Genomic DNA, 23,648 nt, shown 5'->3' with positions numbered 1-23,648 from the left:
GCGTGACATGCTAGAGCTCATGATGGGTCGGACGGTGAGCCCCGTCTTCGTGGGGCGGCAGGCCGAACTCGCGGCGCTGACGGAGGCTTTCGCGCAGGCGTGCGAGGGTACGGCCGCGACCGTCCTCCTCGGCGGCGAGGCGGGCGTCGGCAAGACCCGGCTGACCGGTTCCTTCGCCGAACGCGTCACCCGCGACGGCGCCCACGTACTCCTCGGGGGCTGCGTGGAGCTGTCCGCCGAGGGCCTCGCCTACGCGCCGTTCACCGCCGTGATCCGCCAGCTCGTCCGCGAGTGCGGCGCCGAGAAGGTCGCCGCCCTGCTGCCCGAGGGCGGCGCGCGGGACCTGGCCCGGCTGCTGCCCGAGTTCGGCGAGCCGAGCGGCGACGCCGACGGGGAGACGGCACGCGCCCGGCTCTTCGAACAGGTCCTCACCCTCCTGGAACGGCTGGCCGAGCGCCGCCCGGTCGTCCTGGTCATCGAGGACATCCACTGGGCCGACCGCTCCAGCCGCGACCTGATCGCCTTCCTCAGCCGCAACCTGCGCGCCATACCGGTCCTGATGGTCCTCACCTACCGCTCCGACGAGCTGCACCGCCAGCACCCGCTGCGTCCGGTGCTCGCCGAGCTGGGCCGGGTCGAGGGCGTGCTCCGGCTGGACCTGCCCCGCCTCACCCAGGACGAGGTGGCCGCCCAGATGGCCGGCATCCTCGGCACGACGCCCGAGTTCGCCCAGGTCGGCAAGGTCTTCGAACGCAGCGAGGGCATCCCCCTGTTCGTCGAGGCGCTCGTCGAGTGCGGCGGCGAGTGCTCCTTCCCGGACTCCCTGCACGACCTGATCATCGGCTCCGTCGAGCAGCTCCCCGACGAGACCCAGCGGGTGCTGCGCATCGCCGCCGCCGGGGGAAACCGGGTGGGCCACGCGCTGCTCGCCGCGGTCAGCGGCCTGTCCGACATCGACCTGGAGGACGCGCTGCGGCCCGCCGTCGCCGCCAACGTGCTCCAGATCGCCGACGGCCGCGCCTACGCCTTCCGGCACGCCCTGATCCGCGAGGCCGTACACGACGAGCTCCTGCCCGGCGAGCACATGCGGCTGCACGCCCGCTTCGCCGAGGAGATCAGCCGGGACCGCACGATGGTCCCGCCCGGCCGGGCCGCCGTCGAGATCGCCCACCACTGGTACTCCGCCCGCGACGACAAGTGGGCCCTCATCTCAGCCTGGGAGGCCGCGGGCAAGGCCGCCAAGAGCTTCGCCTACAACGAGGAGATGCAGCTCCTGGAGCGGGTCCTCCAGCTGTGGGGCAAGGTGCCCGACGCCGCCGAACTGATCGGCGCCGACCACACCACGGTCCTGGAGCAGGCGTCGGCGGCGGCCAACGCCTGCGGCGAACTGGAGCGTGGGACGAAGTTCGTCAAGGCCGCGCTGTCCGAGCTGGACGAGGGGACCGAACCCGCGCGGGTGGCCGAGCTGGTCGTGCGGCTCTCCCAGTTCAAAACGGCCAAGCGCAAGCCCGGGGCGCTCGACGACCTCCGCTACGCCGAACGACTGGTCCCCGGCCCCGGCCCGCACCGTGCCGCCGTCCTGACCAGGCTCGGCTCCCACCTGATGTTCGGCGGCGAGGTCGCCGAGGGGACCGCGCTCACCGAGGAGGCGCTCGGCATCGCCCGTGAGCACGGCGACGAGGGCCTGGAGGCCGACCTGCTGCTCAACCTCGCCCTCGGCCACTCGATCGCCGGACGCATGAACGAGACGATCACCGTCAACATGACCGCCAAGACGATCGGCGAGCGCGTCGGCTCCGGCCGCGTCGTCCTGCGGTCGATCGCCAACACCGTGGACGCGCTCAACAACATGGGCCGCTCCGCGGAGGCGGTCGAGATGGCGCTGGAGGGGGAACGGCTGGCCAGGGAGTACGGCCGCTACCGCACCCAGGGCACCTTCATCGCCAACAACCGGGCCGAGGCGCTGGAGGCGCTGGGCCGCTTCGACGAGGCCGCCCGGGTCGCCGAGCAGGGACTCACCATGGACCCGACCCTGCGCACCCGCCACCACCTGCGCAGGATCCGCGCCGACGTGGCGATCGCCCGCGGCGAGACCGACCTGGTCGCGTCCGTGCTGAACGAGGTCGGCGCCTTCTCCACGCAGGAGGAGTTCACCCAGGAGCTGACCGCGAACATCCGGCTCCGCGTCGGACTGCACCTGCTGAACGGCGAGCCGCTCGCCGCCCTGGAGGTCGCCGAGGAGGCCGTCCGTGCGGCCCTGATCACGAGCAAGCCCATGCTGGGCTGGCGCACCCTCGCCCTGCTGGCCGGGGTCTGCGAGGTCGCCGAGCCCGTCGCGCCCGAGCGGGCGGCGGCGCTGCGGCCCCAGGTCGAGAAGGCTGCCACGTCGCTGACCGTGGACAGCCCGGTCTCGGAGGCCTACCGCTTCTCCGTCAACCGCGACCACGACGCCGCGGCCGCCGTCTGGGAGAAGCTGGACCGCCCCTTCCTGCGCGCGAAATCGCTGCTGCAGGCGGCACGGGCCGCGGCCTCCGCCGGTGACCGCGAGGGCGCCGCCGTACGGCTGCGCGCGGCGCACCCGGCCGCGGCCGCGCTGGGCGCCCGGCCCCTGACCACCGAGATCGAGTCCCTGGCGCGCCGGCTGGGGGTGACGCTGGACCGCGAACCCGCCGCCGGCGCGGCCTCCTCCCCCGCGGCGGACGCTCCCGCGGCTCCGCTGACCCCGCGCGAGCAGGAGGTGCTCCGGCTGGTCGCCCAGGGCCGGTCCAACCGCGAGATCGCCGCCGAGCTGTTCATCTCCGCCAAGACGGTCAGCGTCCACGTCTCCAACATCCTCGCCAAACTGGGCGTCGCCACCCGCGGCGAGGCCGCCGCGGCCGCGCACCGTCTCGCCCTGATCGGCTGACCTCACCGGGTACGGCGACGCCGGAGGCCGGCCTCGCCGTACCCGGTGACGCCGACGGGCCGGCCCACCGAGTGTGGCGGGGGGGTCAGCCCGTCACGTCCACCTCACCGGCAGCGAGGCCACCCCCTTGATGGCGTGCCCGGTCCTGCGGGGGATCTCCTCGGAGGGGACGGCCAGCCGCAGGCGGGGCAGCTCCCGGGTGAGCAGGCCGATCGCGACGACGATCTCCAGGTGGCCGAGGTGGCGGCCGAGGCAGTGATGCGGACCGTGCCCGAACGACAGGTGATGGTTGTAGGGACGATCGAAGATCATCCGGTGCGGGTCGGGGAAGACCCGCGGGTCGTAGCTGCCCGCGTCGGTCGAGGCGATCACTATCTCGCCGGGCCGCACCTCGGCGCCGCTGGGCAGCGTCACCCGCCGCGTCGCCCGGCGGGGCATAGTGTCGGCTCCCGTGGTGGAGAACATCCGCGTGAGCTCGGTGACCGCCGACGGGATCATCTCCGGGTGGTCGATGAGGTAGGCGTAGGCCGTCTCGTATCCCTCGTAGGGGTGGGTGAGCAGGACCTGGACGAAGGTCCCGATGGAACTCGCCGTGGTCTCCCAGCCGCCCAGCACCAGGGCGATCGGCAGCATGATCTGCTGCGCGGGGGGCAGATCCGCGCCGGCGACGGCGATCCGGCCCAGCAGGTCCGGTCCGGGCCGCTGCCGCCGCTGTTCGATGAGGCCGGCCAGGTAGCCGGCCATCGCCGCCGACGAGGCCTGGGCCTCCTCCCCGGCCACGATGGTGTGGGCCAGGAACGACTCGCCCCAGTGGCGGAACCGCGCCCGGTCCTCATGGGGCAGCCCCAGCAGGTCGGAGATGGTGTCCAGCGCCAGTGGCAGCGCGAAGTCCTCGACCAGGTCCGCGGGCTCCCCGTTCTCCGTCATCTCCTTCAGCCGCGCCGCCGCGCTCATCTCGACGTCGCCCCGATGCCGCTCCACGGCCCGCGGGGTGAACAGCGCCTTGACGACGTTGCGCACGGCCGCGTGACGCTCCCCGTCCAGCCCCAGAATGGTGTCCTCCAGGCCGACGTCGTCGGCGTCGAGGGCGGCCTCCCGGGAGAACGCCGCCTGGTTCCGCAGCACCTCCTTGACGTCGTCATAGCGGGTGACGAGCTTGCCCGTGCCGGTGGGACGGATGACCTCGGTGACGCCCGTCCCCGTCTCGCGGATCCGGTGGTACAGCTCGTTCGGGTACAGGCCGGGCCGGTTGACTCCGGCGGCGTCCTGGTCGAGCGGGTGCCTCGGGCAGGCGGCGTTCTCGGAGGCGGCGGCGGTCATATGGATCCCTTCGTACACATGTGGGTGTGTGCAGCGGATCAAAAAAAGATCGCCAAGGCAACCATGAATACGGACTCCCGTCCCCTGTCCCCCTGGAATCGACTTATCACGTGCTATCCACCTATAAGTGCATAAATAGCGATATATGGCGATATTTAAAAGCGATGATTCACCGGCCGCACCCCCACCCCGCCGTACCCGCGCTCCGGCGGATGGACGCCTCCCGGACCGGCGCGCCTCCTCAGAGCCCAGAGCCCAGGCGGGCCGGTACCCACCCGGGCTCACCCGGGCTCTTTCAGGATCATCCGGGCCGGTCGGAGGCGCATGCCGCAGTGGGCGGGATCCGGGAACGCAGGGCCTGGATGGACCAGTCGAGTGCCGGGGTCGGGTCCTCCGGGGCCGGCCAGCCGTTGACCACCGCGAGCAGTTCCAGGTACCGCTGCCTGCGGGGGTCGTTCGCGGTCTCCAGCCGGGTCAGCAGCCGGCGGCGGAGCCCGTCGTCGTCGGGGAGACCGACGACACGGGCGTAATGAGCCGTCAGCGCCGCGACGATCGGGACGGCCTGAGACGAGGCGGGCGCGACGCCGGCGTCCAACGCCGGACGGGCCCCGTCCCGGACGGCCGCGACGGGGTCGCGTCGGGGGACCGCGGCGCCGCCCGCGGCGCGTTCGGCCGCGTGGTCCTCGGCCGTGCGCCGTACGGCGGCGCGGAAGCCGGGGTCCCGGGACAGTTCCGCCAGCTCCACCCAGGCCCGGACCTGCTCCGTGCCGGGGTCGTCGGGCAGTTCGGGGGTCATCGAGCGCCGGATCCCCGCGAAGTGGGGGTCGGCGAGTCCGCCGAAGACGGCGTCGAGGAAGTCGTCGACCAGGCGCCGGCGTTCGTCCTCGGAGAGCTTGGCCAGCTTGTGCATGAGATCCATCTCCTCGGGAGTGGCCCCGCGCTCGGCCACCGCCGTCAGCACCGCGCGCCGCAGACGCAGGGCGCTGATCTGCGTCGCCAGGGCTTCGGCGTGCGTCGCCGCGACCTCGGTGAGCGAGAGCTCCCGGTCCACGACCTTGCGGATCGTGGCGAGGTCCAGTCCCAGGTCCCGCAACGTGCACACGAGGTCCAGGCGGGCGGCGGCCTCGACGTCGTAGAGGCGGTGACCGGCCGGGCTGCGGTCGGTCGGCGTCACGATCCCGCGATCGGAGTAGAACCGGATGGTCTTGACCGTCAGCCCGGTCCGCCGGGCCAGGTCACCGATCGAGTGGAGCGTGCCGCCGTTCATGGCCCCTACCTTCGCGGCTCCCCTTGGGGGAGGCGCAAGCCCCCGGCCGCCGACGGGCGGACCGCCCCCGTCCCACGAACCCTGCGGTTCATCACGGCGCCGGCGGACGGGATGAGGCCCTTACCGGAATCGGGCGACGAAACGGCGCTGCCAGGGGGTCTCCACGGCGCGGGCCGCATAGTGCCGCCTGACGTAGGCGACCGCCTCACCGGCCGGCACCCCGTCCAGTACGGCGAGGCAGGCGAGCGCCGTACCGGTCCGGCCCTGTCCGCCCCAGCAGGCGACCTCGACGCGCTCGGTCGCGGCACGCTCCCACGCCTCGTGGAACGCGTCCCGCGCGGCGGCGCGGTCGGACGGCAGCCGGAAGTCCGGCCAGCGCAGCCAGCGGGCCTCCCAGGAGACGGGCGGCGGCTCCTTGCCCAGCAGGTACAGCGCGAAGGCGGGCTCCCGCCCTTCCGGAAGCGGGCGCCTGAGCCCCCGGCCGCGAACCAGCCGGCCCGAGGGTAGCTTCAGCACGCCCGGCGCTGCGGGTTCCCAGAAGTCGACCATGAAAAGAGCCTAGCCTCAGCGGCCCGGAAGAGAGCGGCTACGGCGCCCGGCCCTGCGCTCTCCCCCGCCAGTGTGGCCGCAAGGCCACGGCGACCAGCCCTGAACGAGAAGCAGGGCGGCTTCAGCATCGGCGGGGACCGTGGGCTGCCGGAAAGCGAGAAGCCACGGCGAGCGGGCCGTACGACCGAAGCAGGCATGGCGCGGAGGTGGGTGGGTGTTCCGGCCGGCTTCAAAACGCCAGAAACCATCGCGCCCGGGACCAGGCCGGAGGCCGGTCGACACCGGAGCCCGGCCACAGCGCCGGCCGGAACACCCACCCACCGCAGCGCGCGCATCCGACCAGCACGGCAAGCATGGACCCGCCCAAGCCCCCGGGGAACCGCCCCGCACCCTGAAAAGCCCCAGCCGCAGCGCGCCGTCGTCCAGCCCGGCAAGCGTGCACCCGCCCAAACCCGGGGAAACACCCCGCACCAGAAGGCCCACCCCACCGACCCTCACTCAGATGAATCCACGGGACCCGTTGATTACTTAATCGATTAAGTTCTACGATACCGAAGTCATCGCCATTCCCGCTTTCGCAAGGATGCACTCCGAAGGGTGCGGTCAGGGCCCCTTCGCCCGGGTATCCGCTGGTGAACGCGGCGGTTTCGGGCTGCCCCACGCCCGGCGAGAGGAGATTCTCGCATTCCGCCGACGCGCCAGCGGATGCCGTCACACCGCAGACCGGACGGCCGTCACTGAATCAGTTAACCGTACCGCTGCCAGGAACGGCCGGCAGACCCACGAGGAGAGCCATGGCACCATCTTCCCCACCGCGACGCCGCGCCGTGCTCGCGACGCTGCTGGCCGTATCGGCGCTGCTGGCGGGCGGTACGGCGACGACCGCGCACGCCGCCCCGTCCGCGTGCGCGGTGGCCTACAAGGTCACCTCCGCCTGGGGCGGCGGGGCGACGGCCGACGTCACCCTCACCAACAACGGGCCGTCCGTCACCTCCTGGACGCTCGGCTGGTCCTTCACCGGCGACCAGAAGATCACTTCAGGGTGGAACGGCGTCTTCCAGCAGTCCGGGACCGCGGTGACGGTGCGCGACGCGGGCTACAACGGCTCGCTGGCCGGCGGCGCCTCCACCGGCGTCGGCTTCACCGTCTCCTACACCGGGACCAACACCGCCCCGGCGGGCTTCACCTTCAACGGCCTCCCCTGCGACGACGGCTCGTCCCCCACACCGAGCCCGACGGCGACCCCGAGCCCGACGGCCACCGCCACACCGGACCCGACCCCCACCACCACGCCGACCCCGACCCCCACCCCGACCCCGACCCCGACAGCCGAGCCGATCAGCCGGGTGACCAGGCAGGGCACGAAGCTCATGCTGGACGGCAGGCCCTTCAGGTTCGGCGGCGTCAACCTCTCCTGGCTCGGGCTGGACGAGAACGTCGGCGGAATCGCCTACCCCACGAAGTTCCGGATCGACGACGGCCTGGACACCGCCAAGGCCATGGGCTCGACGGTGGTGCGCTCGCACACGCTCGGCATCTCGACCGGGCACCCGCTGACGCTGGAGCCTCGTCTCGGGCAGTGGAACGACGGCGCGTTCGCCACCATCGACTACGCCGTGGCCGCCGCCAGGGCCCGCGGCCTGCGCCTGGTGGTCCCGCTGACCGACAACTGGCACTGGTACCACGGCGGGCGGCACGACTTCACCGACTGGCTCGGCCTGCCGGAGGACGCCTTCTACACCGACCCGCGTGCGATCGACGCGTTCAAGCAGTACATCGACCACCTGCTCAACCACGTGAACCCGTACACCGGGACGGCGTTCAAGGACGAGCCGGGCGTGCTGGCGTGGGAGCTGGGCAACGAGCTCACCGGCGTCAACACGAACTGGATCCGCACCATCGCCCAGCATCTCAAGCGCCTGTCACCGGACACCCTGGTCGCCACGCACTGGAGCGGCCAGGAGTACGGGGTGAGCGAGATCGACATCGTCGACGCGCACTACTACCCGCTGTCCTCCGGCGACGCGGTCCGCAACGACGCCCGCGACATCACCGGGCACGGCAAGGTGTACATCGCCGGGGAGTACGGCTCCACCGACGCCGACAGCGGGAAGCTCTCCGCGATCGCCGGGGACTCCGATGTCAGCGGCGCGCTGTTCTGGCAGATCTTCCCGCACCGCGACGACCACGGGTACGTGCAGCACAACGACGGGTTCACCATGCACTATCCGGGCGACGACGCCACCATGAGGCAGCGGGCCACGGCCATCCGGCAGTTCCACTTCCAGATGAGCGGGACGCCGGTGCCCGCCGTACCCGCGCCGGGCAGGCCGCTGGTCACCTCGGTGCAGCGGAGGAGCGGCGGGGTGTCGGTGGCCTGGCGCGGATCGACGACCGCGGCCACGTACTCGGTACGGCGCGCCACCGCCGGCGCCGGCGGCCCGTGGACGACGGTCTGCGACCGCTGCGTCTCGGACAACGGCACGCCGTGGACGGACTCCTCGGCCCCCTCCGGGGACGTCTGGTACACCGTGACCGGCCACACCGCCGAGGGCACGGCCGGGCCGGTCTCGGAGGCCGTCGAGGTCGGCACCGGCGGCCAGACCGGCACGACCCTGTACGACTTCGAGTCGGACACGGACGGCTGGACCGGCGCCGGGGTCACCGGAGGTCCCTGGTCCGTCGGCGAGTGGGCCGCCTCCGGGAGCAGGTCCCTCAAGGCGGACGTCACCCTCAACGGCACCGCCTACCTGGCGCGTACCGGCTCGGCGAACCTCAGCGGACGCGCCACGCTGCGCGCCGTCGCCAGGCTGGCGCCCTGGGGTGACGCGGGCAGCGGCGTCCAGGCGAAGTTGTACGTGAAGACCGGTCCGTCGTGGGCCTGGCACGACGGCGGGCCCGTTCCGGTGACCTCCGCCGGCGCCGTCCTCACGCTGGACCTCGCCGGACTGACCGATCTGGGCGACGTCCGGGAGATCGGCGTGCAGTTCGTCAGCCCGTCCGACAGCGGCGGCGGCTCGGCGGTCTACGTCGACGACGTCACGGTGAGCTGACGGCCGCCGCCGCACAGACCTCCCGGGGTGGGAGACAGGAAGCGCCCCCGTCCCCTGACACAGGGGGCGGGGGCGCTCGCCCGTCGGGCTTCGGTCGCGGATGCCCGCCCGGGTCGTGGCCCGTCCGTCAGGCGAACAGCGGTTCGAGCAGGAGGATGATCCCGAAGACCGCGAACGCCGCGGCGGCGCCGTACCGGATGACCTTCTCGGGGAGGTGCTTGCCGAGCATGCGGCCGACGAGGATGGCGAGCGCGTCGGCGGCGACCATGCCGACCGTGGAACCGACCCAGGTGCCGAACCAGCCGTGCTGGGTGGCCAGGGTGATGGTGGCGAGCATGGTCTTGTCGCCCAGTTCGGCGAGGAAGAAGGCGACGGTCACCGCGATGAGGGCCGACCGGGTGGTGCGCTGCGCCTTCTGCGCCTCATCCTCGGTCAGCTCGTCGCCCCGCAGCGTCCACACGGCGAAGCCGAGGAACGCGATGCCCGCGACGATGGTGATCGCCGTGGTGGGGATGAGGTCCCCGGCGACCTTGCCCACTCCCACGCTGACCAGGTGGACGACGGCGGTGGCCAGGGTGATGCCCGCGAGCACCGGCCACGGCTTGAACCGGGTCGCGAAGGTCATCGCCATGAGCTGGCTCTTGTCGCCGAGCTCGGCGACGAAGATCACAGCGAGGCTGATCCAGAACGCTTCCAACGAGAGTGCCCTTCCGCGTGCGCGGCCGGGCCGGAAGGGAGGCACCCGGGGAGACGGGCACGGCTTCGGCCCGGCAGCGTGAACGTACGACTGCCAGACCGAAGGTCTCGTCCGCCTGATCGGCGCGGATACCGCTCCGCGATCAGGCCCGCGCGACCGGGCGCCGGAGCGCCAGTATGTCGATCACGCGATTGGGACTACTCCCCCTCGGATGTTTCACCTGACCTTAACAGGTGGGAACCGTTACCCATTCCCGGGATGGGCGTTTCCTTACCCTCAGCCCGGCAGCCGGGCGATTCCGGGGAATCCCCCGAATACCGGATCTTCATCGGTGACGGGAGCTATCTTGCCCCAATGCCGATCACCAAGCGCCGGCGGCGGACGGCGATCCTCCTCGGAGCGTCCGTGCTGGTCGCGTGCACTCCCGGCCCCGCGGAGACATCACCGGGCCGCCCCGGCGGCGACCGGGCATCAGCCCCGACGGCGAACCGTACGGCTCGGGCCGGCCCCGGAGCGCAGGCGAGCCCGGTCCCGAGCAGCAGGCCCGTTCCCGTCTCGGCCGCGTGGAGCCGCGTCACGGTCCCGAAGACGGCCTTCGGCGCGCAACTGCTCGACATCACGGCGACCGGGCCCCGCGAGGCGTGGGCGGCCGGGGTGGAGGACGCCGGCGAGAACCGGCCCGGGGACCCCGTGGCACTGCGGTGGGACGGAATCCGCTGGCACCGGATGCCGAGCCTGGACGTGCCGCACGACGAGAACGACTTCTCCTTCGAGACCGTCAACTCCCTCGACGGAGTCGGGGCGAGCGGGCCGGACGACGTGTGGGTGACGGGCGGGGGAGGATCCAGGGCCTTCGCCGCGCACTGGGACGGGCACCGCTGGAGGAAAGAGCGCCCCTTCGGGGTGTCGCACGACCACTTCCTGTTCGACGTCGAGACGGCCGGCCGGAAGGCGTGGTTCGCCGGATCCGGTCCGTCCGGGCCGATGATCGTCAGGTGGGACGGCCATCGCTTCACCGAACCGGAGGACCTGGGCGAGAGGGGCGACAGGGGGATGCTCCGCGACATCGCGGTCCGCGACGGACATCTCTGGGCCGTCGGCGGGACCGAGTCCGACGCCTCGGCCACGGGGAACCCGCTGGTCTACCACAGGCCCCCTGACGACAGCCTGTACGCCGAGCCGTCGGTGCTCAAGGAATACCGGGGCAGGCTCGACGGCGTCTGGCCGGTCTCGAAGACCGACGTATGGGCCGTCGGGCTGTCGTACCCCGAGCCCGGGGGCGACGGTGAGCGGCCGCTGATCGTGCGCTGGGACGGTTCACGGTGGAACCGGGTGGATCCGCCGTTCTCGCGGGGCGTTCTGCGGAGTGTCACCGCCACCGGACCGGACGACGTCTGGTTCGCCGGAGTCGACGCCGATCACCCGAGGCAGCCGCTCTTCCTCCACTTCGACGGCGCGGGATGGTCACGCGAGTACGGCCCGCCCTCCCATCCCTACCGGGACGGGGGTCATCCCGCGCGCGAGGAACTCCACCCCGTCTGGAATGTCCGCCTCATCCGTGTGCCGGGCACCACCGAGTTGTGGGCGGCCGGTTCGTCCGAGGAGGGCGGCTACGGGGAAGGGAAGCCGTTCGTCCTCCGGCGCCGGCCGGTGAGCTGACTCGCGGACCGGCCGGTGGGGCCGGGACCGGCGCCGGGTGTGAGACGACGGACCGGCCCGCACCGCCCACGGCACGGCGGATCACCGCCGGATGTGAAGCGGAGGGCCGGCCTGTGCCGTACACGGCGCCGCGGATCACCGCCGGGCCCGGAGGATCACGGCCGGGCCCGGCACCGCGTGCGGATCAGAGCCGGACGCCCACCATGACGGGCTCGTTGACCAGCGTGACGCCGAACCTCTCCCGCACCCCGTCGCGGACCTCCCTGGCCAGGTCGAGCAGGTCGGCGGTCGTGGCCGACAGCTCGGGGTTCGTCAGGGCGAGGGTGTGCTTGGTGGAGATGCGCGCCGCGCCGCGGCGGTACCCCTTGGGGAACCCGGCGTTCTCGATCAGCCACGCCGCCGGGACCTTGACCGACCCGTCCGGCATGTCGAAGCGGGGGAACCCGGGAACGCGCCGTTCCAGCTCGGCCGCCTCGGCCGCGGACAGCAGCGCATTGGTGAAGAACGAGCCCGCGCTGCGGCTGTCGGGGTCGGCGGCGTCGAGCACCATCCCCTTGCCCCGGCGCAGATCCAGCACGGCCTCGCGGGCCCTCGCCACCGGCACCCGCTCACCGAGGGCGACGCCCAGCCGTACGGCCAGCTCGCGGTAGGCGACCGGACCGGACAGCCCGCCCGCCGCCGGAAGCTCGTAGGCGACGGCGAGGACGACGTATCGTCCCGGCTCCTCCTTGAACACGCTGTGCCGGTAGGCGAACCGGCACTCGTGCGCGGGCAGCTCGGTCACGTCGCCGTTCTTGCGGTCGTAGACCCGGACGCCGGCGATGGTCTGCGACACGTCCTGCCCGTAGGCGCCGACGTTCTGGATCGGGGTGGAGCCGACCTGGCCGGGGATCCCGGCCAGGCACTCGATGCCGGAACGCCCCTCGGCCACCGCGCGGGCGACCAGCGCGTCCCAGTCCTCCCCGGCCTGGACGACGACCCGGTCGCCGTCGGCCTCGATCCCGCGGGAGGCGACCCGGACGACCAGCCCGTCGAAGCCGTCGTCGGACACGACGAGGTTGCTGCCGCCGCCGAGCACCAGGACCGGCTCACCGGCCCGGTCCGCGGCGGAGACCAGCTCGACGATCTCCTCCGCCGACCCGGCCTCCGCGAACGCCCCGGCCGGTCCGCCCAGCCCCAACGTCGTGTACGGCGCCAGCCGCACCCCTGCCACCCGCTCAGCCATGCACTTTCCCCAAAAAACGCCGGTCCCGGACCTCGCGACCAGCCTACGGGGAACCCAGCAGCCTCAGCACGCGCTCATAGGTCCGGCGCGACTCGCGCTCACGGTATTCGGGATCGACGTCGTGGTAGCCGCGGTGCCGTCCCTCGTGGACCGGGAGCTCGTCGCCGAGGGCGACGACGGTGCCCGGGATCGTGAGGGAGAACTCCAGGTCGGCGTTGCGGTAGTAGCGCGCCCCCGAGGGGAAGCCTCCCACCGACAGCGCGGCGTCCCGCCGGACCGCGAACAGGTGGCCGAGCACCGCCCGCACGTCGCCGGGCCCGGCGTCCTTCCACTCGCGGCGGTCCTCGCCCGGGTCCACGCCCTTCCATCCCGCGGCGCTCACCTTGTCGTTCAGCGCCCCGGCCAGCGGGGTGATCGCGTCGCCGTCGAGGACGACGGAGGTCTCCATCACCACGTGCACGTCGGAGTCGTCGAGTTCCAGCAGCTTGTTGCGGCTCTCGCCCCAGCCGGCCGTGCCGCCCCGCCAGTGCGGGGTCTCGGCCACGTGCCACGCCTGGATCCGCCCGGGGTCGGCGTCGGCGAGCTCCTGCAGGACGGCGCCGGCGCCGTCCACGTCGCCCAGGTCCAGCGCGACGATCTTCGCGTCGGTGTGGGCGAGCAGGGCGCGGACGCACTCGCGCAGGTCGTCGGGCCAACCGTCCACGACGAGTCCGACCGTGACGGTCGGCGAGGTCATCGGCTTGCGCCCCTCGACCGGGGTGATCTCCTCGTCCACCCGGGAGACGGCCAGGCTGGAGTCCCACAGCAGCTGGGAGGAGACCATGCGCTCGGGGGCGCGTTCGACGTCGTCGGACCGGCCGAGGAGCTCGGCGCCCTCGGGTCGCGGCCGGGGGGCCGCCTCGGCCTCGCCGACCCGTTCGGCGTCGAGCTGGCCCACCTCCTCGGGACGGGCGCCCGGCTCGGCGGCCGCGGCGACCCGTTCGGCGTCGGGCGCGTCGCCCCGGCCGACGTCCGCGACGGCCCCGCGCCCGGTCCCCGCCGCGGCTCCGGTGGAACCGGCCGGTTCACCGGAAGCGGCGGCGTCACGGCCGGTGCCGGCGTCGGTGTCGCGGTTCGTGGCCGCGGGGATACCATGCCCCTCCGGGCGGAGCCCCGCCTCGGCGGACCGCTCCGGCTGCCTGCCGCCCGCACCCGTCACGGGTACGGAGCTCACCGTGGGCCAGACCTTGAAGGACGGCCTGGGGGTGAGCTCGAACCCGTCGCCGACGTCGCGGACGGTCCAGCCCTCGGCTTCGATATCGTCGCGGAGCGCGTCCGCCCCCGCGTAGTCGCGGTCGGCGCGGGCCCTGGCCCGCCGCTCGGCGAGCTCCGTCACGTGAGGTGGTACATCGCTCATGCCGGGACGCTACCCACGGACCGGGCGAAGTATCGCCCGGCCCGCCCACCGGTGGACCTTTCCGTGCGGCGGAGCCGGACGTGCCCGCCGTACGGCCCGCGCTCCGGAGACGATCCGGCGCGGGCCGGAAGCGGTCAGGAGAGCTGAACCACCGCGCGGGCCCGGGAGAGCACGCGGGAGTCGCCGGACCGGGCGGTCAGCCCGACCAGCACGCGCTTGTCGTCGAGCTTCTCCTCGACGACACCGCTCACCGTGATGGTCGCCCCCTCGTCGTCGTCCGGGACGACCACCATCGAGGAGAAGCGCACGCCGTAGTCGACGACCGCGCCGGGGTCGCCCGCCCAGTCGGTGAGGAACCGGCCCGCCTGCGCCATGGTGTACATCCCGTGCGCGATGACGTCGGGCAGGCCGACCGCCCTGGCGAACCGCTCGTTCCAGTGGATGGGGTTGAAGTCGCCGGAGGCCCCGGCGTACATCACCAGGTTGGCGCGGCGGACCTGGTAGTCGGCGGCCGGGATCTCCTGGCCCTGCTCGACCTCGTCGTACCTGACAGTCGCGGCCATCTCAGCTCGCCCCTCCGCGCTCGACGATGGTGTTGTAGGTCGTGCAGACGGGCTCGCCGCCGACCGTGGTGACGTCGCTTCTGACCGTGATGAGCTCGTTGCGGCCCACGCTGCGGATGTCGGTCACGGTGGAGACGCTGACCAGCTCGTCACCGGCGTGGATCGGCCGGTGGTACTCGAAGCGCTGCTCGCCGTGGACCACCATGGCGAAGTTCAGGCCCAGCTCGGGGTCGGCCAGGATCGACCCGCCGGAGAGGCTGAACACGATGGGGAAGGTGGGCGGCGCGATCACGTCGGGGTGGCCGGCGGCCTGGGCCGCCTCACGGTCGCGGTAGACCGGGTTGTTGTCGCCGATCGCCGCCGCGAACTCCTTGATCTTCACGCGGCTGACCTCGTAGGGCGGGGAGGGCGCGGACGCCCGACCGACGAAATCGCGGTTCAGAGCCATCATGCTCCTTTACGGTTACCGAGCTGGTGGGACCGACGGTAACAAGAGTCCTGCGCTCCCGCCCCGCGACCGGTCATCCAGAAACGGTAGCCCGGTCCGCGGGCGGCACCGGCTGTCGGGCGCGGTCAACGCCCGGCCGGGAAAGCTGTCCGGACACGACAACCGCCCGGACCCGGTGGCCGGTCACCTATGGGACACGACGACCGGCTCGGCCGCGACGGCCATCCGGATGCGGCGACCTCCGGATGCGGCGACCGCCCGGCGCGGCGACCGGTCTGAACGCGGTGATCACCTGGACGCGGTGATCACCTGGACGCGACGGTCGCCTGAACACGGCATCCGGCTCAACGCGGCGGTCACCCGGACACGACGAACCGGCGCCCGATGTCGGGACGCCGGTTCGTCGTCGGTATGGAGTGCCGCTGAAGCGGGCCTCGCCCGGTGGAAGACCGGTGGGCCTCGCCCGGAGACCTAGCGGGTCTCGCGGTGCGCCTGGTGCGCCTTGCAGTTGGGGCAGTACTTCTTCAGCTCAAGCCGATCCGGGTCGTTGCGCCGGTTCTTCCGCGTGATGTAGTTGCGGTGCTTGCACTCCTGGCAGGCCAGCGTGATCTTCGGCCTAACGTCGGTGGCAGCCACTTGGGAGTGCCTTTCTACGTTCGGGACTGGGACAACCCACACCGATGCCCCTGTTGGGAGACCGGGAAGGTAGTAGCGGAGGCCGGACTTGAACCGGCGACACAACGATTATGAGCCGTTTGCTCTGCCTGACTGAGCTACTCCGCCTTGAGGCCGACTGACATCGGCCGACCCCGATAGGATACCTGACCCGCGGAGTGACTGCGCACTCGTGCAGGTCGGGACCCTTGCTTCCGGGTTTCCCCAGTATGCCCGCCCGCACGCCGGGAGTCACCGGAGTTCTCCGGCCTCGCGAGCCCCGCCCGGACCGGGCTCCCGCCGTCGGCGAGTCCTCCCTGATCGCGGGCCAGGTTACCAGCGGCAGGAGATCGGCGCGAACCACCGCGCCCCGCCGTACGCCGCCGTCCGGGGGTCCGGCACCGCGCCCCGGCCGGCCCCGGACCCCCGGAACCCCGGACCGGCGTACGGCGGGCGCCCGTCCCGCGAGCCGCCGGTCGATAGGATCCGGCCGTACACGATCAAGAAAGCGCACGATCGGAGAATCCGGCGCCGGGCCGGAGATCCCGTCCGGGAGGTCACCGTGATCGACGAGACCGAGCTGCGGCACCTGCGCCGCTGCGTGGAACTGGCGGCCGAGGCCCTGGACGAGGGGGACGAGCCGTTCGGCTCCGTGCTCGTCGCCGCCGACGGCACCGTCCTCGGCGAGGACCACAACCGGGTGGCCTCCGGCGACCACACCCGTCACCCCGAATTCGAGCTGGCGCGCTGGGCCGCCGCGAACATGACCCCGGAGGAGCGGGCCGCCGCGACCGTCTACACCTCGGGCGAGCACTGCCCGATGTGCGCCGCCGCGCACGCCTGGGTCGGCCTGGGCCGCATCGTCTACGTGAGCTCCTCCGAACAGCTGTCGGCCTGGCTCGCCGAGCTCGGGGTCCCCGCGCCGCCGGTGCGGACGCTGCCGATCCACGAGATCGCCCCGGGCGTCGTCGTGGAGGGCCCGGTCCCCGACCTGGCGGATCGGGTCCACGACCTCCACCGCCGCTTCCACTCCCCCCGCTGATCCGCTCCCCCGGTCCGCCGATCGCTCCGGCCCGGCAGGTCAGCTCTCTCCGACCGGCCCGGAGTAACCGAGACGAGAGGTCTCCGCGGGGACGACCATGTCGGCGATCTCGACCGGCCTGCCTTCGGCGAGGTAGGTCCGCTCGACGGTCAGGACGATGGATCCGGCCGCGATGCCGAGTTCCTTCGCCTCGTGCGGACTGGCGGGGCGAGCACCGACATCCTCAACCCAGTCGTCCACGGCGATGCCTATCTCAGCCATGCGGTGTGTCACTCCGTGACCGGCGAACGGCCCGTCCTCAGGGAAGGCGATGACCGTGCCTTTGGTGAGGTTGAGCGGTTCGTAGGAGTCCGACAGCATCCACGGTTGGTCGTCCGCGGCGAAGACATAGTGGGTGTGCATGACATCGGGCATGTCACCCTGCGGATCATCGAGACCGAGCCGGGCCCGAGGGCAATATCAGCCTCATCACGACGGTGACCTCCAACAAGATCCGCTTTGAGATCCACGATTCCGACACCCCCGTCCCAGGGGCGGAGATCGATCCCGAAGCGCATCGCGTCATCTCCGGCCTGGCCGACCGGTACGGCTCCCAGGCGACCCGCGCCGGGCACATGGCATGGGCCGAGTTGCACAACCGTCGGGCGGTGACCACGTGACCCGCGGTGAACCGATCGCGGAGTGCCGGAACTGCGGCTGCGAGCTGGAGCGCATCCCCGGCCGGAACGGACCCGTCCATCTCCGGCGGATCCGCCGTGGCGACGTCGACCGGGTGCTCTGCGAGGGTGAAGGCTCGCTGGACCGGAAGCATGAGCCGGGAACGTCCTCCGTGAACGACACCGAGTGAGCCGTCGAGGACCGTCCCGCGATCGGTTGCGCGGTCCTCTCAGAACGTCCGGCGCGCGGAACGCCCCCGTTGCCCATGCGCCGGGCCCGGCCCGCCTCACATCCCCCGAGGCGAGCCGCGCCGGGCGTCCGGCGCGCGTCTTCCCCGATCTCGCGCGCGCCGGACGTCCGGCCATCGGCGACCGGCGGCATCGGCGGCACGGCATGCGGGACCGCACGAGGCTCCGGATCGCCCGGCCCTGCGGACCGGATGGGAGTCAGTGGTGCGAAGGTGTCGTGAAAAGCGAACACCCGACCCCCATGATCTCGCGGTCCGAGCGGGTTGAAGATCGTCACACAGATCTCGCACAAACAAGAAACGCCCGGCCCCGCGATATCGCGGTCCGGGCGGTCTGTCCTGCTGGAGTGGAGCCCCTTTACGGAATCGAACCGTAGACCTTCTCCTTACCATGGAGACGCTCTGCCGACTGAGCTAAAGGGGCCTGTCCGCTGCGCTTTCGCGCCTGCCGACAGGTGTAACCATACACGGCTCCGGACCGGGATGCGAAATCAAACGGGAGCCACCGGATCGCGCGGTCCCGGGGGCTCCGTCCCCACGTGCCGCCCTTGAGCGGCGTCCTTAAGTGGCGTCCTCAGTGACCTCCAAGTAGCCCATAAGTGGGTCCCCGCAGTCTGGATCCGGCACCCCGTCCGGATCGACCGAGGAGACCCCCGCCATGACCGCCGACGCCATGACCCCCGAGCTTCTGGGCTTCCAGCTCACCCACCGCGCCATGCGGGGCGACACCCGCCGCCTGGCCACGCTGGCGGCGGAGCTGACCGAAGGCCGGCAGACCGCCGACCCGGCCCGCGCCCGGACCGTCTCCGAGTACATCAGGACCCTGTGCGCGGGCATCCACCACCATCACACGATGGAGGACCGCGTCCTGTGGCCCGTCCTCGAACGGTCCGCCGGGGCCGAGGTGGACCTGCGCGACCTGAGCGACGACCATTCCTCGCTGGACCCGCTGCTGAACGAGATCGACGGCCAGGCCGCCGCGTTCGCCACGACCCGGGACGCCTCCGCCCTGGCCTCGTCGCTGACCCGGCTCGCCGACCTCCTCGACGAGCACATCGAGGAGGAGGAACGGCTGCTCTTCCCCGTCATCGCGAAGTACGTCTCCGTGGCCGACTGGAAGAGGGTGGAGGACGCGGTCCGCAAGGGCACCAAGCCCGGTGTCGAGCTTCCCAGGATCGAGCAGTACGCCCGGCCCGAGGAGCTTGCCCGGCTGCGCAAGTTGGCCGGGCCGATGCTGACGGTGCTGCTCGCGGTGTTCCGCGGCGGCCACCGCCGCCGCCAGCGGCAGATCTTCGGCCCTCTGGCCGCATGAACCGGGAGGCCGGTGACCGTACCTGCCTGCCTCGTCACCCGCCCGGGCGGATCCCGTCCGGGCGGCCTCCGCTCCGGCGGGCCGCCTCGGCCGCCCGGCGGGCCCAGTGCGGGGAGCCGAGCCGTTCGGCGACCCGTTCCGCCGCGGCGTAGTGGGCGGACCCGTCCCGGCCCAGCGCCTCGGCCAGGTCGCCCAGGATGTGGGCGACCGGCCCGAGGGTGACCGACCCGCAGTGCAGCCCGGCCGCCTCGCCGTCCCAGGGCAGCAGCTCCTCGTAGCAGCGCCCGGCCGTCGGCAGGTCGCCCAGCGCGACGGCGTTCTCGGCCCGCAGCGCCGTCTGAACCAGCCAGTAGTAGTCCTTCCTGACCCGCCGGTCCGGCTCCCAGAACGTCCGGGCCTCCTCCGGCCGGCCCTCTGCCACCAGGGCCCGGGTCAGGATCTCCGAGACGTCGGACGGGACGAGGCGGTACATCGCCATGATCTCCGGGATGTCCTGCGGCAGGCCGCCCGCCAGCCGGGCGACGAAGCGGCCCATGACGCCCGCGCCGGCCGCGTTGGCGCCTCCGGCGGCGGCCATCCGCTCGGCCGCCGCCGCGTAGGACCGCTCGGCCCCCGTGAAGTCGCCCGCGATCAGCAGGAGCAGGGTGTCGAGCATCGACAGCACGCTCAGCGCCAGCCCGAGCTGGCCGCCGGTGGAGTGTTCGAGCGCCCGGTCGGCGTGGTGGCGGGCGGCGGCGAGGTCGCCACGGCCCAGGCTCACCATGTACAGGGCGTGGTGGCCCTGCATCTCGTAGCCGGGCAGCCCGGCCTCCCCGCCGAGCTCCACCAGCTCCCGGCCCACCGCCTCCAGCTCGTCGCGCCGGTGCGGCGTCAGCAGGACGAAGTAGCGGGCGTTGAGCGCCAGGCAGACCAGCTCGGCGCGGCCCAGCCGCCGGGCCAGCCGCAGCGCCTCCGCGCCGGCCCGCTCGCAGGTGTCGTCGTCGTGCCCCTCCAGCTCGAAGGTGAGCGTCGCGAGCAGCCGGCAGCGGGTCTCGTCGTCGGTCCCGGCGGGGTCCGCCAGCGCCTCCCGAACCGCCGCGACGAACACCTCGTCGACCTGCCGGTACGGCTGGATGGACCAGGTCACCGGGGCCTCGTAGCAGGTCAGCGCCCGGGTCATGCCGGCGCCGAGCCGACGCGCCGCCTCCATCGCCCGTTCCCGGTGGCACCGGGCGGCCATCACGTCGCCCTCGTGGGCCTGGACGCCGACCAGGCCGCAGAGCAGGTCGAGCCGCCGGTCGTCGTCGTCCCCGACGAGGTCGAGCGCGCCCCGGTAGAGGAACCCCGCCTCCCGGTAGGCGTGCATGGCCGCCGCCTTCCGGGCCGCCGCCACCACGTACGGCACGGCCCGCCCGGCCGTTCCCGGCGTGGCCGCGGCGAGCGCGTGGTGGCCCAGCGCCGAGACGTCCCCCGGCCGGACCCGCTCCAGCGCGTCGAGGACCCTGCCGTGCAGCCGGGTACGGCGGATGCGGGGGGTGTCCTCGTAGAGCGTCTCGCGCACCAGCACGTGGGCGAACCGGACCCGGCCCGGGGCGGGCTCGTCCAGCAGCCCGGTCAGCACGCCGGCCTCCAGCCCCTCCAGCAGCGCGTCCTCGTCGGAGCCCGTCATCGCGAGCAGCACGTCCACGTCCACGTCCCGGCCGACGATCGCCGCGTCCCGCAGCGCGGTCGCGGCCGTGGCGGGCAGCCGGGCGATCCTGCGCCGGATCAGGTCGCGCACCCCGGGCGGCAGCGCCCTGGCCGCCGCCATCCCGTCCGTGCTGATCAGCCGGGCGGTCTCGGACACGAAGAGGGGGTTGCCGCCGGTCCGCTCGGCCACCGTACGGGCGATGACCGGGTCGACGTCCAGCCCGGAGCGTTCCCGCAGCAGCAGGGCCACCTCGTCGCCGTCCAGCCCGCCCAGGTCGAGCCGGTGGCTGCCGTGCCCGGCCAGCGCCGCCCAGGTCGCGCCGAGGTGATCGGTGGCCTCGGCCGGGCGGTAGGTGGCCAGGAACATGATCCGCGCCGCGGCGGGCCGTACCGCGAGGTGCCGCAGCAGGCCGAGCGTCTCGTCGTCGGCGCGGTGCACGTCCTCCAGGACGACCAGCACGCGGACGTCCTCCCGTACGGCCCGCGAGAGGTAGTCCTCCACGGCCCTGGCGAGGTGGAACCGGCCCGTCGCCGGGGCGTCGTCGGTCAGCAGGGGCGCGAGCCGCGCCGCCATGTCGTCTCCGGGGGGCAGCTCCGCGGTCAGGCGGCGCAGGATCTCGCTCCACGCCCACGCGGGCGGCGCCCCGCCGTCGGTCTCCGGGCACTGCCCGGTGGCGGTCAGCCATCCGCGGCCCGCCAGCCTCCGCGCGAACGCGCCGGCCAGGGCGCTCTTGCCCGCCCCCGCCTCGCCGCCCAGCCAGACGGTGCTCGGCCCGGGGGCCTCGGAGACGGCTTCCAGCCGGGCGAGCTCCGCCGTACGGCCGACCAGCCCGCCGTCCGGCTCCCCCTGCCCGGGGGCGCGCGGCGCGGCCGGGGAGGGGGCGGGCGCGTCTCGGCGGGGGAAGACCGCCACCCCCCGGCCGTGCGGGGGGACGTCGGAGTCGCGGCGGCGGGGGAGGACGGTCCGTTCCCGGGGACGGGGGGAGCCGGCGTGGCGCGGGGAGCCGTGATGCGAGGAGTGGTGGCGGAGGGAGTCGGCGTGGCGCAGTATGTCGGCCTCCATCGCGCGCAGCGCGGGCCCGGGATCGACCCCCAGCTCGTCGGCGAGGGTCGCGCGGGCCCGGCGCAGCGCGGCCAGCGCGTCGGCCTGCCGTCCGGCCCGGTAGTGCGCCAGCGCGAGCAGCCGGACGGCGTTCTCCCGCAGCGGGTGGGCCCGGACGTGCCGTTCGAGTTCGACCCCGGCCTCGCGGCCGAGCGCCAGCAGCGCCTCGGCCCGGTGCTCCACCGCGACCAGGCGCAGCTCCTCCAGCCGCGCCGCCTCCGGTTCGGCCCACCGCTCGTCGGCGAACTCGGCGTAGGCCGGTCCCTGCCACAGCCCCAGCGCCCGGTCGGCGAGGTCGAGCGCCCGGTCCCCGTCGTCCTCGGTGAGCGCGGCCGCGGCCGCGTCGATCAGCCCCGGCAGCAGCCAGGCGTCCACCCCCTCCGGTTCCAGGCGGAGGCGGTAGCCGGGCGCGGCGCTGACCAGGACGGTGGCGGGCGCCCGGGGCGGACGGTCGGGTTCGAGGACCCTGCGCAGGTTGGACACGTACACCTGGAGGGCGGCCAGCGCCCTGGGAGGGGGGTGTCCGCGCCAGAGGTCGTCGATGAAACGGTCGGTGGAGACCACGTGCCCGCCCGCGGCGACGAGCCGGGCCACCACGGCTCGCTGCCGGAAGGGGCCGAGGTCCGCCGGACCACCGTTGATCTCCGCCTGGAGCGGACCGAGAACGCGCAACATAGCAAGGGCAGCGTAAGCGGTCCGGATTGCCGTTGGATTGACGTCGTCCGGCAGCATGATGCCGTACGGTTCCGGGATCCGGCCCGGGGATCCGGCTCAGGGATTCGACAGCGAGGAGCGAGATGCCGCACGACCGGCGCGTGGAGACGATCCGGGCGCTCGACGAGAGCGACCGGCGGCACTGGTACTGGCACGGCGTGGACGACGACGGCCACGTGTGGCTGTTCGAGGCCGTCATCGACGACGGCGGGGAGTACTGGCCGGTCAGGCATGCCGAGCTGGGGTCCGACGGGGTGGCCCGGCGATACTCGTGGCGGCACATCGAGGACGAGCACGGCTTCCTGGCCGAGGGGCCGATCTATCCCGACGACTGCGGCCTGACCAAGCTGACCGCCGAGGAGTTCGCCACGCTGTGGGCCGCGCTCGACCGCTGACGGTTTCGACCGCTGACGGGCCTGACCGCTGACGGGCCTGACCGCTGACGGGCCTGACCGCTGACGGGGACGGCAGAGGCGGAGACGGCAGAGGCGGAGACGGCAGACGGCGGCGAGGGACGGAGAACCGGCGACGGGCACGGACCGGGAGAAGGGTCGCGGAAGTGGAAGAGGGGACGGGAGTCCTCATCTCTTCCCGGTGACGACTCCGTTCTCGAAGGTCCGGATCACGGCCGGGGTGACGCCGTGGCGGGGAAGCTGCCCCTTCTCCGCCGCCTCCCAGCCGGTGTAGACGAGCGCCCACAGCACCTGCTGGATCCACTCCGCGCCGAGTTCGGGGTCGAAGACCCCCTCGGCCTGGCCGCGTTCGATGAGGCCGATCGTGGTCGGCACCGACGGGTCGGGCTCGAACTCGAAACAGTCCGTCGCCTCCTCCAGCACGCGCGGGTCGCCGAACAGGAACGCCAGCCGGTCGCCGACGTCCACCATGGCCGCGATCAGCCTGCGCATGGCCTCCAGCGGCGGCCCCTGGTCGATCGCCGCCCCCGCCGTCGATCTCTCGACCACCTGGAAGGAGTCGGTGACGGCCGCGTCGACGAGCACCTTGCGGTCGGGGAAGTAGCGGTGCAGCGTGCTGCGGCCGACCTGGGCGGCCTCGGCGATGTCGGCCAGCGTGGCGCCGCGGTCGCGGGCGAGGACCGAGGCCGCGGCGCCGAGGATGGCGCGGCGCGTGCGGCTACGGGTTCCGGACTCCGGAGTGTCGCTCACCAGCGAA

At 73.0% G+C, this 23,648-nt stretch carries 20 protein-coding genes and 2 tRNA genes; 8 read left to right on the top strand and 14 right to left on the bottom strand.

Going from position 1 to position 23,648, the window contains the following annotated elements; all coding sequences use genetic code 11:
* The first annotated feature begins 19 nt into the window (after positions 1 to 19).
* The gene (locus AB0D67_RS18560) at positions 20 to 2,905 is read left to right on the top strand and encodes an AAA family ATPase (RefSeq protein WP_362936517.1); all 2,886 of its coding nucleotides are present in this window, start codon (positions 20 to 22) and stop codon (positions 2,903 to 2,905) included.
* A gap of 93 nt (positions 2,906 to 2,998) precedes the next feature.
* Here AB0D67_RS18560 and AB0D67_RS18555 read toward each other — a convergent pair whose 3' ends face one another.
* The 3 genes from AB0D67_RS18555 to AB0D67_RS18545 form a co-directional block, all read right to left on the bottom strand.
* The gene (locus AB0D67_RS18555; protein ID WP_362936514.1) at positions 2,999 to 4,225 is read right to left on the bottom strand and encodes a cytochrome P450; all 1,227 of its coding nucleotides are present in this window, start codon (positions 4,223 to 4,225) and stop codon (positions 2,999 to 3,001) included.
* Between the two features lie 301 nt (positions 4,226 to 4,526).
* Complete coding sequence (locus AB0D67_RS18550) at positions 4,527 to 5,492, bottom strand: MerR family transcriptional regulator (RefSeq protein ID WP_362936510.1); 966 nt, start codon at positions 5,490 to 5,492, stop codon at positions 4,527 to 4,529.
* 120 nt (positions 5,493 to 5,612) lie between these two features.
* Entirely contained in the window at positions 5,613 to 6,041 is a 429-nt protein-coding gene (locus AB0D67_RS18545; protein ID WP_362936507.1) for a protein-tyrosine phosphatase family protein, read from the bottom strand.
* Between the two features lie 794 nt (positions 6,042 to 6,835).
* Here AB0D67_RS18545 and AB0D67_RS18540 point away from each other — a divergent pair.
* Complete coding sequence (locus AB0D67_RS18540) at positions 6,836 to 9,094, top strand: cellulose binding domain-containing protein (RefSeq protein WP_362936505.1); 2,259 nt, start codon at positions 6,836 to 6,838, stop codon at positions 9,092 to 9,094.
* A gap of 127 nt (positions 9,095 to 9,221) precedes the next feature.
* Here the strand turns inward: AB0D67_RS18540 and AB0D67_RS18535 are convergent, their stop codons facing one another.
* Positions 9,222 to 9,791 (bottom strand): TMEM165/GDT1 family protein, encoded by a 570-nt coding sequence (locus tag AB0D67_RS18535; protein WP_362936503.1) that lies wholly within the window; start codon positions 9,789 to 9,791, stop codon positions 9,222 to 9,224.
* Positions 9,792 to 10,145: 354 nt separating this feature from the next.
* Between AB0D67_RS18535 and AB0D67_RS18530 the strand changes: the two genes are divergently transcribed.
* On the top strand, positions 10,146 to 11,450 hold the full coding sequence (locus tag AB0D67_RS18530; protein ID WP_362936501.1) for a hypothetical protein: 1,305 nt from the start codon (positions 10,146 to 10,148) through the stop codon (positions 11,448 to 11,450).
* Positions 11,451 to 11,634: 184 nt separating this feature from the next.
* Here the strand turns inward: AB0D67_RS18530 and AB0D67_RS18525 are convergent, their stop codons facing one another.
* The 6 genes from AB0D67_RS18525 to AB0D67_RS18500 form a co-directional block, all read right to left on the bottom strand.
* Entirely contained in the window at positions 11,635 to 12,675 is a 1,041-nt protein-coding gene (locus AB0D67_RS18525; RefSeq protein WP_362936498.1) for a UDP-N-acetylmuramate dehydrogenase, read from the bottom strand.
* A gap of 43 nt (positions 12,676 to 12,718) precedes the next feature.
* On the bottom strand, positions 12,719 to 14,071 hold the full coding sequence (locus AB0D67_RS18520) for a glycosyltransferase family A protein (RefSeq protein WP_362936495.1): 1,353 nt from the start codon (positions 14,069 to 14,071) through the stop codon (positions 12,719 to 12,721).
* Positions 14,072 to 14,205: 134 nt separating this feature from the next.
* Positions 14,206 to 14,634 carry a MaoC family dehydratase gene (locus tag AB0D67_RS18515; protein WP_362936492.1) on the bottom strand — a complete coding sequence of 143 codons (429 nt, stop codon included), beginning with the start codon at positions 14,632 to 14,634 and terminating at the stop codon, positions 14,206 to 14,208.
* Position 14,635: 1 nt separating this feature from the next.
* Positions 14,636 to 15,082, bottom strand: coding sequence for a MaoC family dehydratase N-terminal domain-containing protein (locus tag AB0D67_RS18510; RefSeq protein WP_362936748.1), 447 nt, complete (start codon positions 15,080 to 15,082; stop codon positions 14,636 to 14,638).
* Positions 15,083 to 15,553: 471 nt separating this feature from the next.
* On the bottom strand, positions 15,554 to 15,718 hold the full coding sequence (rpmG, locus tag AB0D67_RS18505; RefSeq protein ID WP_350957462.1) for a 50S ribosomal protein L33: 165 nt from the start codon (positions 15,716 to 15,718) through the stop codon (positions 15,554 to 15,556).
* A 73-nt stretch (positions 15,719 to 15,791) separates the two neighbouring features.
* A tRNA-Met gene (locus tag AB0D67_RS18500) sits at positions 15,792 to 15,865 on the bottom strand.
* Positions 15,866 to 16,298: 433 nt separating this feature from the next.
* Here AB0D67_RS18500 and AB0D67_RS18495 point away from each other — a divergent pair.
* Positions 16,299 to 16,778, top strand: coding sequence for a nucleoside deaminase (locus AB0D67_RS18495; RefSeq protein WP_362936489.1), 480 nt, complete (start codon positions 16,299 to 16,301; stop codon positions 16,776 to 16,778).
* A 39-nt stretch (positions 16,779 to 16,817) separates the two neighbouring features.
* Here AB0D67_RS18495 and AB0D67_RS18490 read toward each other — a convergent pair whose 3' ends face one another.
* Positions 16,818 to 17,192: a UTRA domain-containing protein gene (locus AB0D67_RS18490; RefSeq protein ID WP_362936486.1), complete on the bottom strand. Its 375-nt coding sequence runs from the start codon at positions 17,190 to 17,192 to the stop codon at positions 16,818 to 16,820.
* Positions 17,193 to 17,254: 62 nt separating this feature from the next.
* On the opposite strand from AB0D67_RS18490, the gene AB0D67_RS18485 reads away from it, so the two are divergent.
* A complete protein-coding gene (locus AB0D67_RS18485; protein WP_362936483.1) occupies positions 17,255 to 17,437 on the top strand; it encodes a hypothetical protein in 183 nt (60 codons plus the stop codon).
* Complete coding sequence (locus tag AB0D67_RS18480) at positions 17,434 to 17,625, top strand: hypothetical protein (RefSeq protein WP_362936480.1); 192 nt, start codon at positions 17,434 to 17,436, stop codon at positions 17,623 to 17,625. Before AB0D67_RS18485 ends, AB0D67_RS18480 begins: the two co-directional genes overlap by 4 nt.
* Positions 17,626 to 18,030: 405 nt before the next feature.
* On the opposite strand, the gene AB0D67_RS18475 is transcribed toward AB0D67_RS18480, so the two are convergent.
* Positions 18,031 to 18,106, bottom strand: a tRNA-Thr gene (locus AB0D67_RS18475).
* A gap of 234 nt (positions 18,107 to 18,340) precedes the next feature.
* Between AB0D67_RS18475 and AB0D67_RS18470 the strand changes: the two genes are divergently transcribed.
* On the top strand, positions 18,341 to 18,994 hold the full coding sequence (locus AB0D67_RS18470; protein WP_362936477.1) for a hemerythrin domain-containing protein: 654 nt from the start codon (positions 18,341 to 18,343) through the stop codon (positions 18,992 to 18,994).
* A 34-nt stretch (positions 18,995 to 19,028) separates the two neighbouring features.
* Here the strand turns inward: AB0D67_RS18470 and AB0D67_RS18465 are convergent, their stop codons facing one another.
* On the bottom strand, positions 19,029 to 22,439 hold the full coding sequence (locus tag AB0D67_RS18465; protein WP_362936473.1) for a BTAD domain-containing putative transcriptional regulator: 3,411 nt from the start codon (positions 22,437 to 22,439) through the stop codon (positions 19,029 to 19,031).
* Between the two features lie 122 nt (positions 22,440 to 22,561).
* On the opposite strand from AB0D67_RS18465, the gene AB0D67_RS18460 reads away from it, so the two are divergent.
* Positions 22,562 to 22,873, top strand: coding sequence for a hypothetical protein (locus tag AB0D67_RS18460; RefSeq protein WP_362936470.1), 312 nt, complete (start codon positions 22,562 to 22,564; stop codon positions 22,871 to 22,873).
* A gap of 186 nt (positions 22,874 to 23,059) precedes the next feature.
* On the opposite strand, the gene AB0D67_RS18455 is transcribed toward AB0D67_RS18460, so the two are convergent.
* A complete protein-coding gene (locus AB0D67_RS18455) occupies positions 23,060 to 23,641 on the bottom strand; it encodes a TetR/AcrR family transcriptional regulator (RefSeq protein WP_362936468.1) in 582 nt (193 codons plus the stop codon).
* Positions 23,642 to 23,648: the final 7 nt, after the last annotated feature.

This window comes from Streptosporangium sp. NPDC048047, assembly GCF_040653115.1.
Classification (GTDB): Bacteria; Actinomycetota; Actinomycetes; order Streptosporangiales; family Streptosporangiaceae; genus Streptosporangium.
Note: the sequence above shows the minus strand (reverse complement) of the source record. Positions and strands in the feature narration are given on the sequence as shown.

Excerpts from the sequence above, each read along its gene's own strand:
- AB0D67_RS18520 (WP_362936495.1), bottom strand. The coding sequence starts at position 14,071 with ATGAGCGATGTACCACCTCACGTGACGGAGCTCGCCGAGCGGCGGGCC.
- AB0D67_RS18545 (WP_362936507.1), bottom strand. The coding sequence starts at position 6,041 with ATGGTCGACTTCTGGGAACCCGCAGCGCCGGGCGTGCTGAAGCTACCC.
- AB0D67_RS18530 (WP_362936501.1), top strand. The coding sequence starts at position 10,146 with ATGCCGATCACCAAGCGCCGGCGGCGGACGGCGATCCTCCTCGGAGCG.
- AB0D67_RS18515 (WP_362936492.1), bottom strand. The coding sequence starts at position 14,634 with ATGGCCGCGACTGTCAGGTACGACGAGGTCGAGCAGGGCCAGGAGATC.
- AB0D67_RS18540 (WP_362936505.1), top strand. The coding sequence starts at position 6,836 with ATGGCACCATCTTCCCCACCGCGACGCCGCGCCGTGCTCGCGACGCTG.
- AB0D67_RS18510 (WP_362936748.1), bottom strand. The coding sequence starts at position 15,082 with ATGGCTCTGAACCGCGATTTCGTCGGTCGGGCGTCCGCGCCCTCCCCG.
- AB0D67_RS18550 (WP_362936510.1), bottom strand. The coding sequence starts at position 5,492 with ATGAACGGCGGCACGCTCCACTCGATCGGTGACCTGGCCCGGCGGACC.
- AB0D67_RS18560 (WP_362936517.1), top strand. The coding sequence starts at position 20 with ATGATGGGTCGGACGGTGAGCCCCGTCTTCGTGGGGCGGCAGGCCGAA.
- AB0D67_RS18460 (WP_362936470.1), top strand. The coding sequence starts at position 22,562 with ATGCCGCACGACCGGCGCGTGGAGACGATCCGGGCGCTCGACGAGAGC.
- AB0D67_RS18470 (WP_362936477.1), top strand. The coding sequence starts at position 18,341 with ATGACCGCCGACGCCATGACCCCCGAGCTTCTGGGCTTCCAGCTCACC.
- AB0D67_RS18555 (WP_362936514.1), bottom strand. The coding sequence starts at position 4,225 with ATGACCGCCGCCGCCTCCGAGAACGCCGCCTGCCCGAGGCACCCGCTC.
- AB0D67_RS18525 (WP_362936498.1), bottom strand. The coding sequence starts at position 12,675 with ATGGCTGAGCGGGTGGCAGGGGTGCGGCTGGCGCCGTACACGACGTTG.
- AB0D67_RS18490 (WP_362936486.1), bottom strand. The coding sequence starts at position 17,192 with ATGCCCGATGTCATGCACACCCACTATGTCTTCGCCGCGGACGACCAA.
- AB0D67_RS18465 (WP_362936473.1), bottom strand. The coding sequence starts at position 22,439 with ATGTTGCGCGTTCTCGGTCCGCTCCAGGCGGAGATCAACGGTGGTCCG.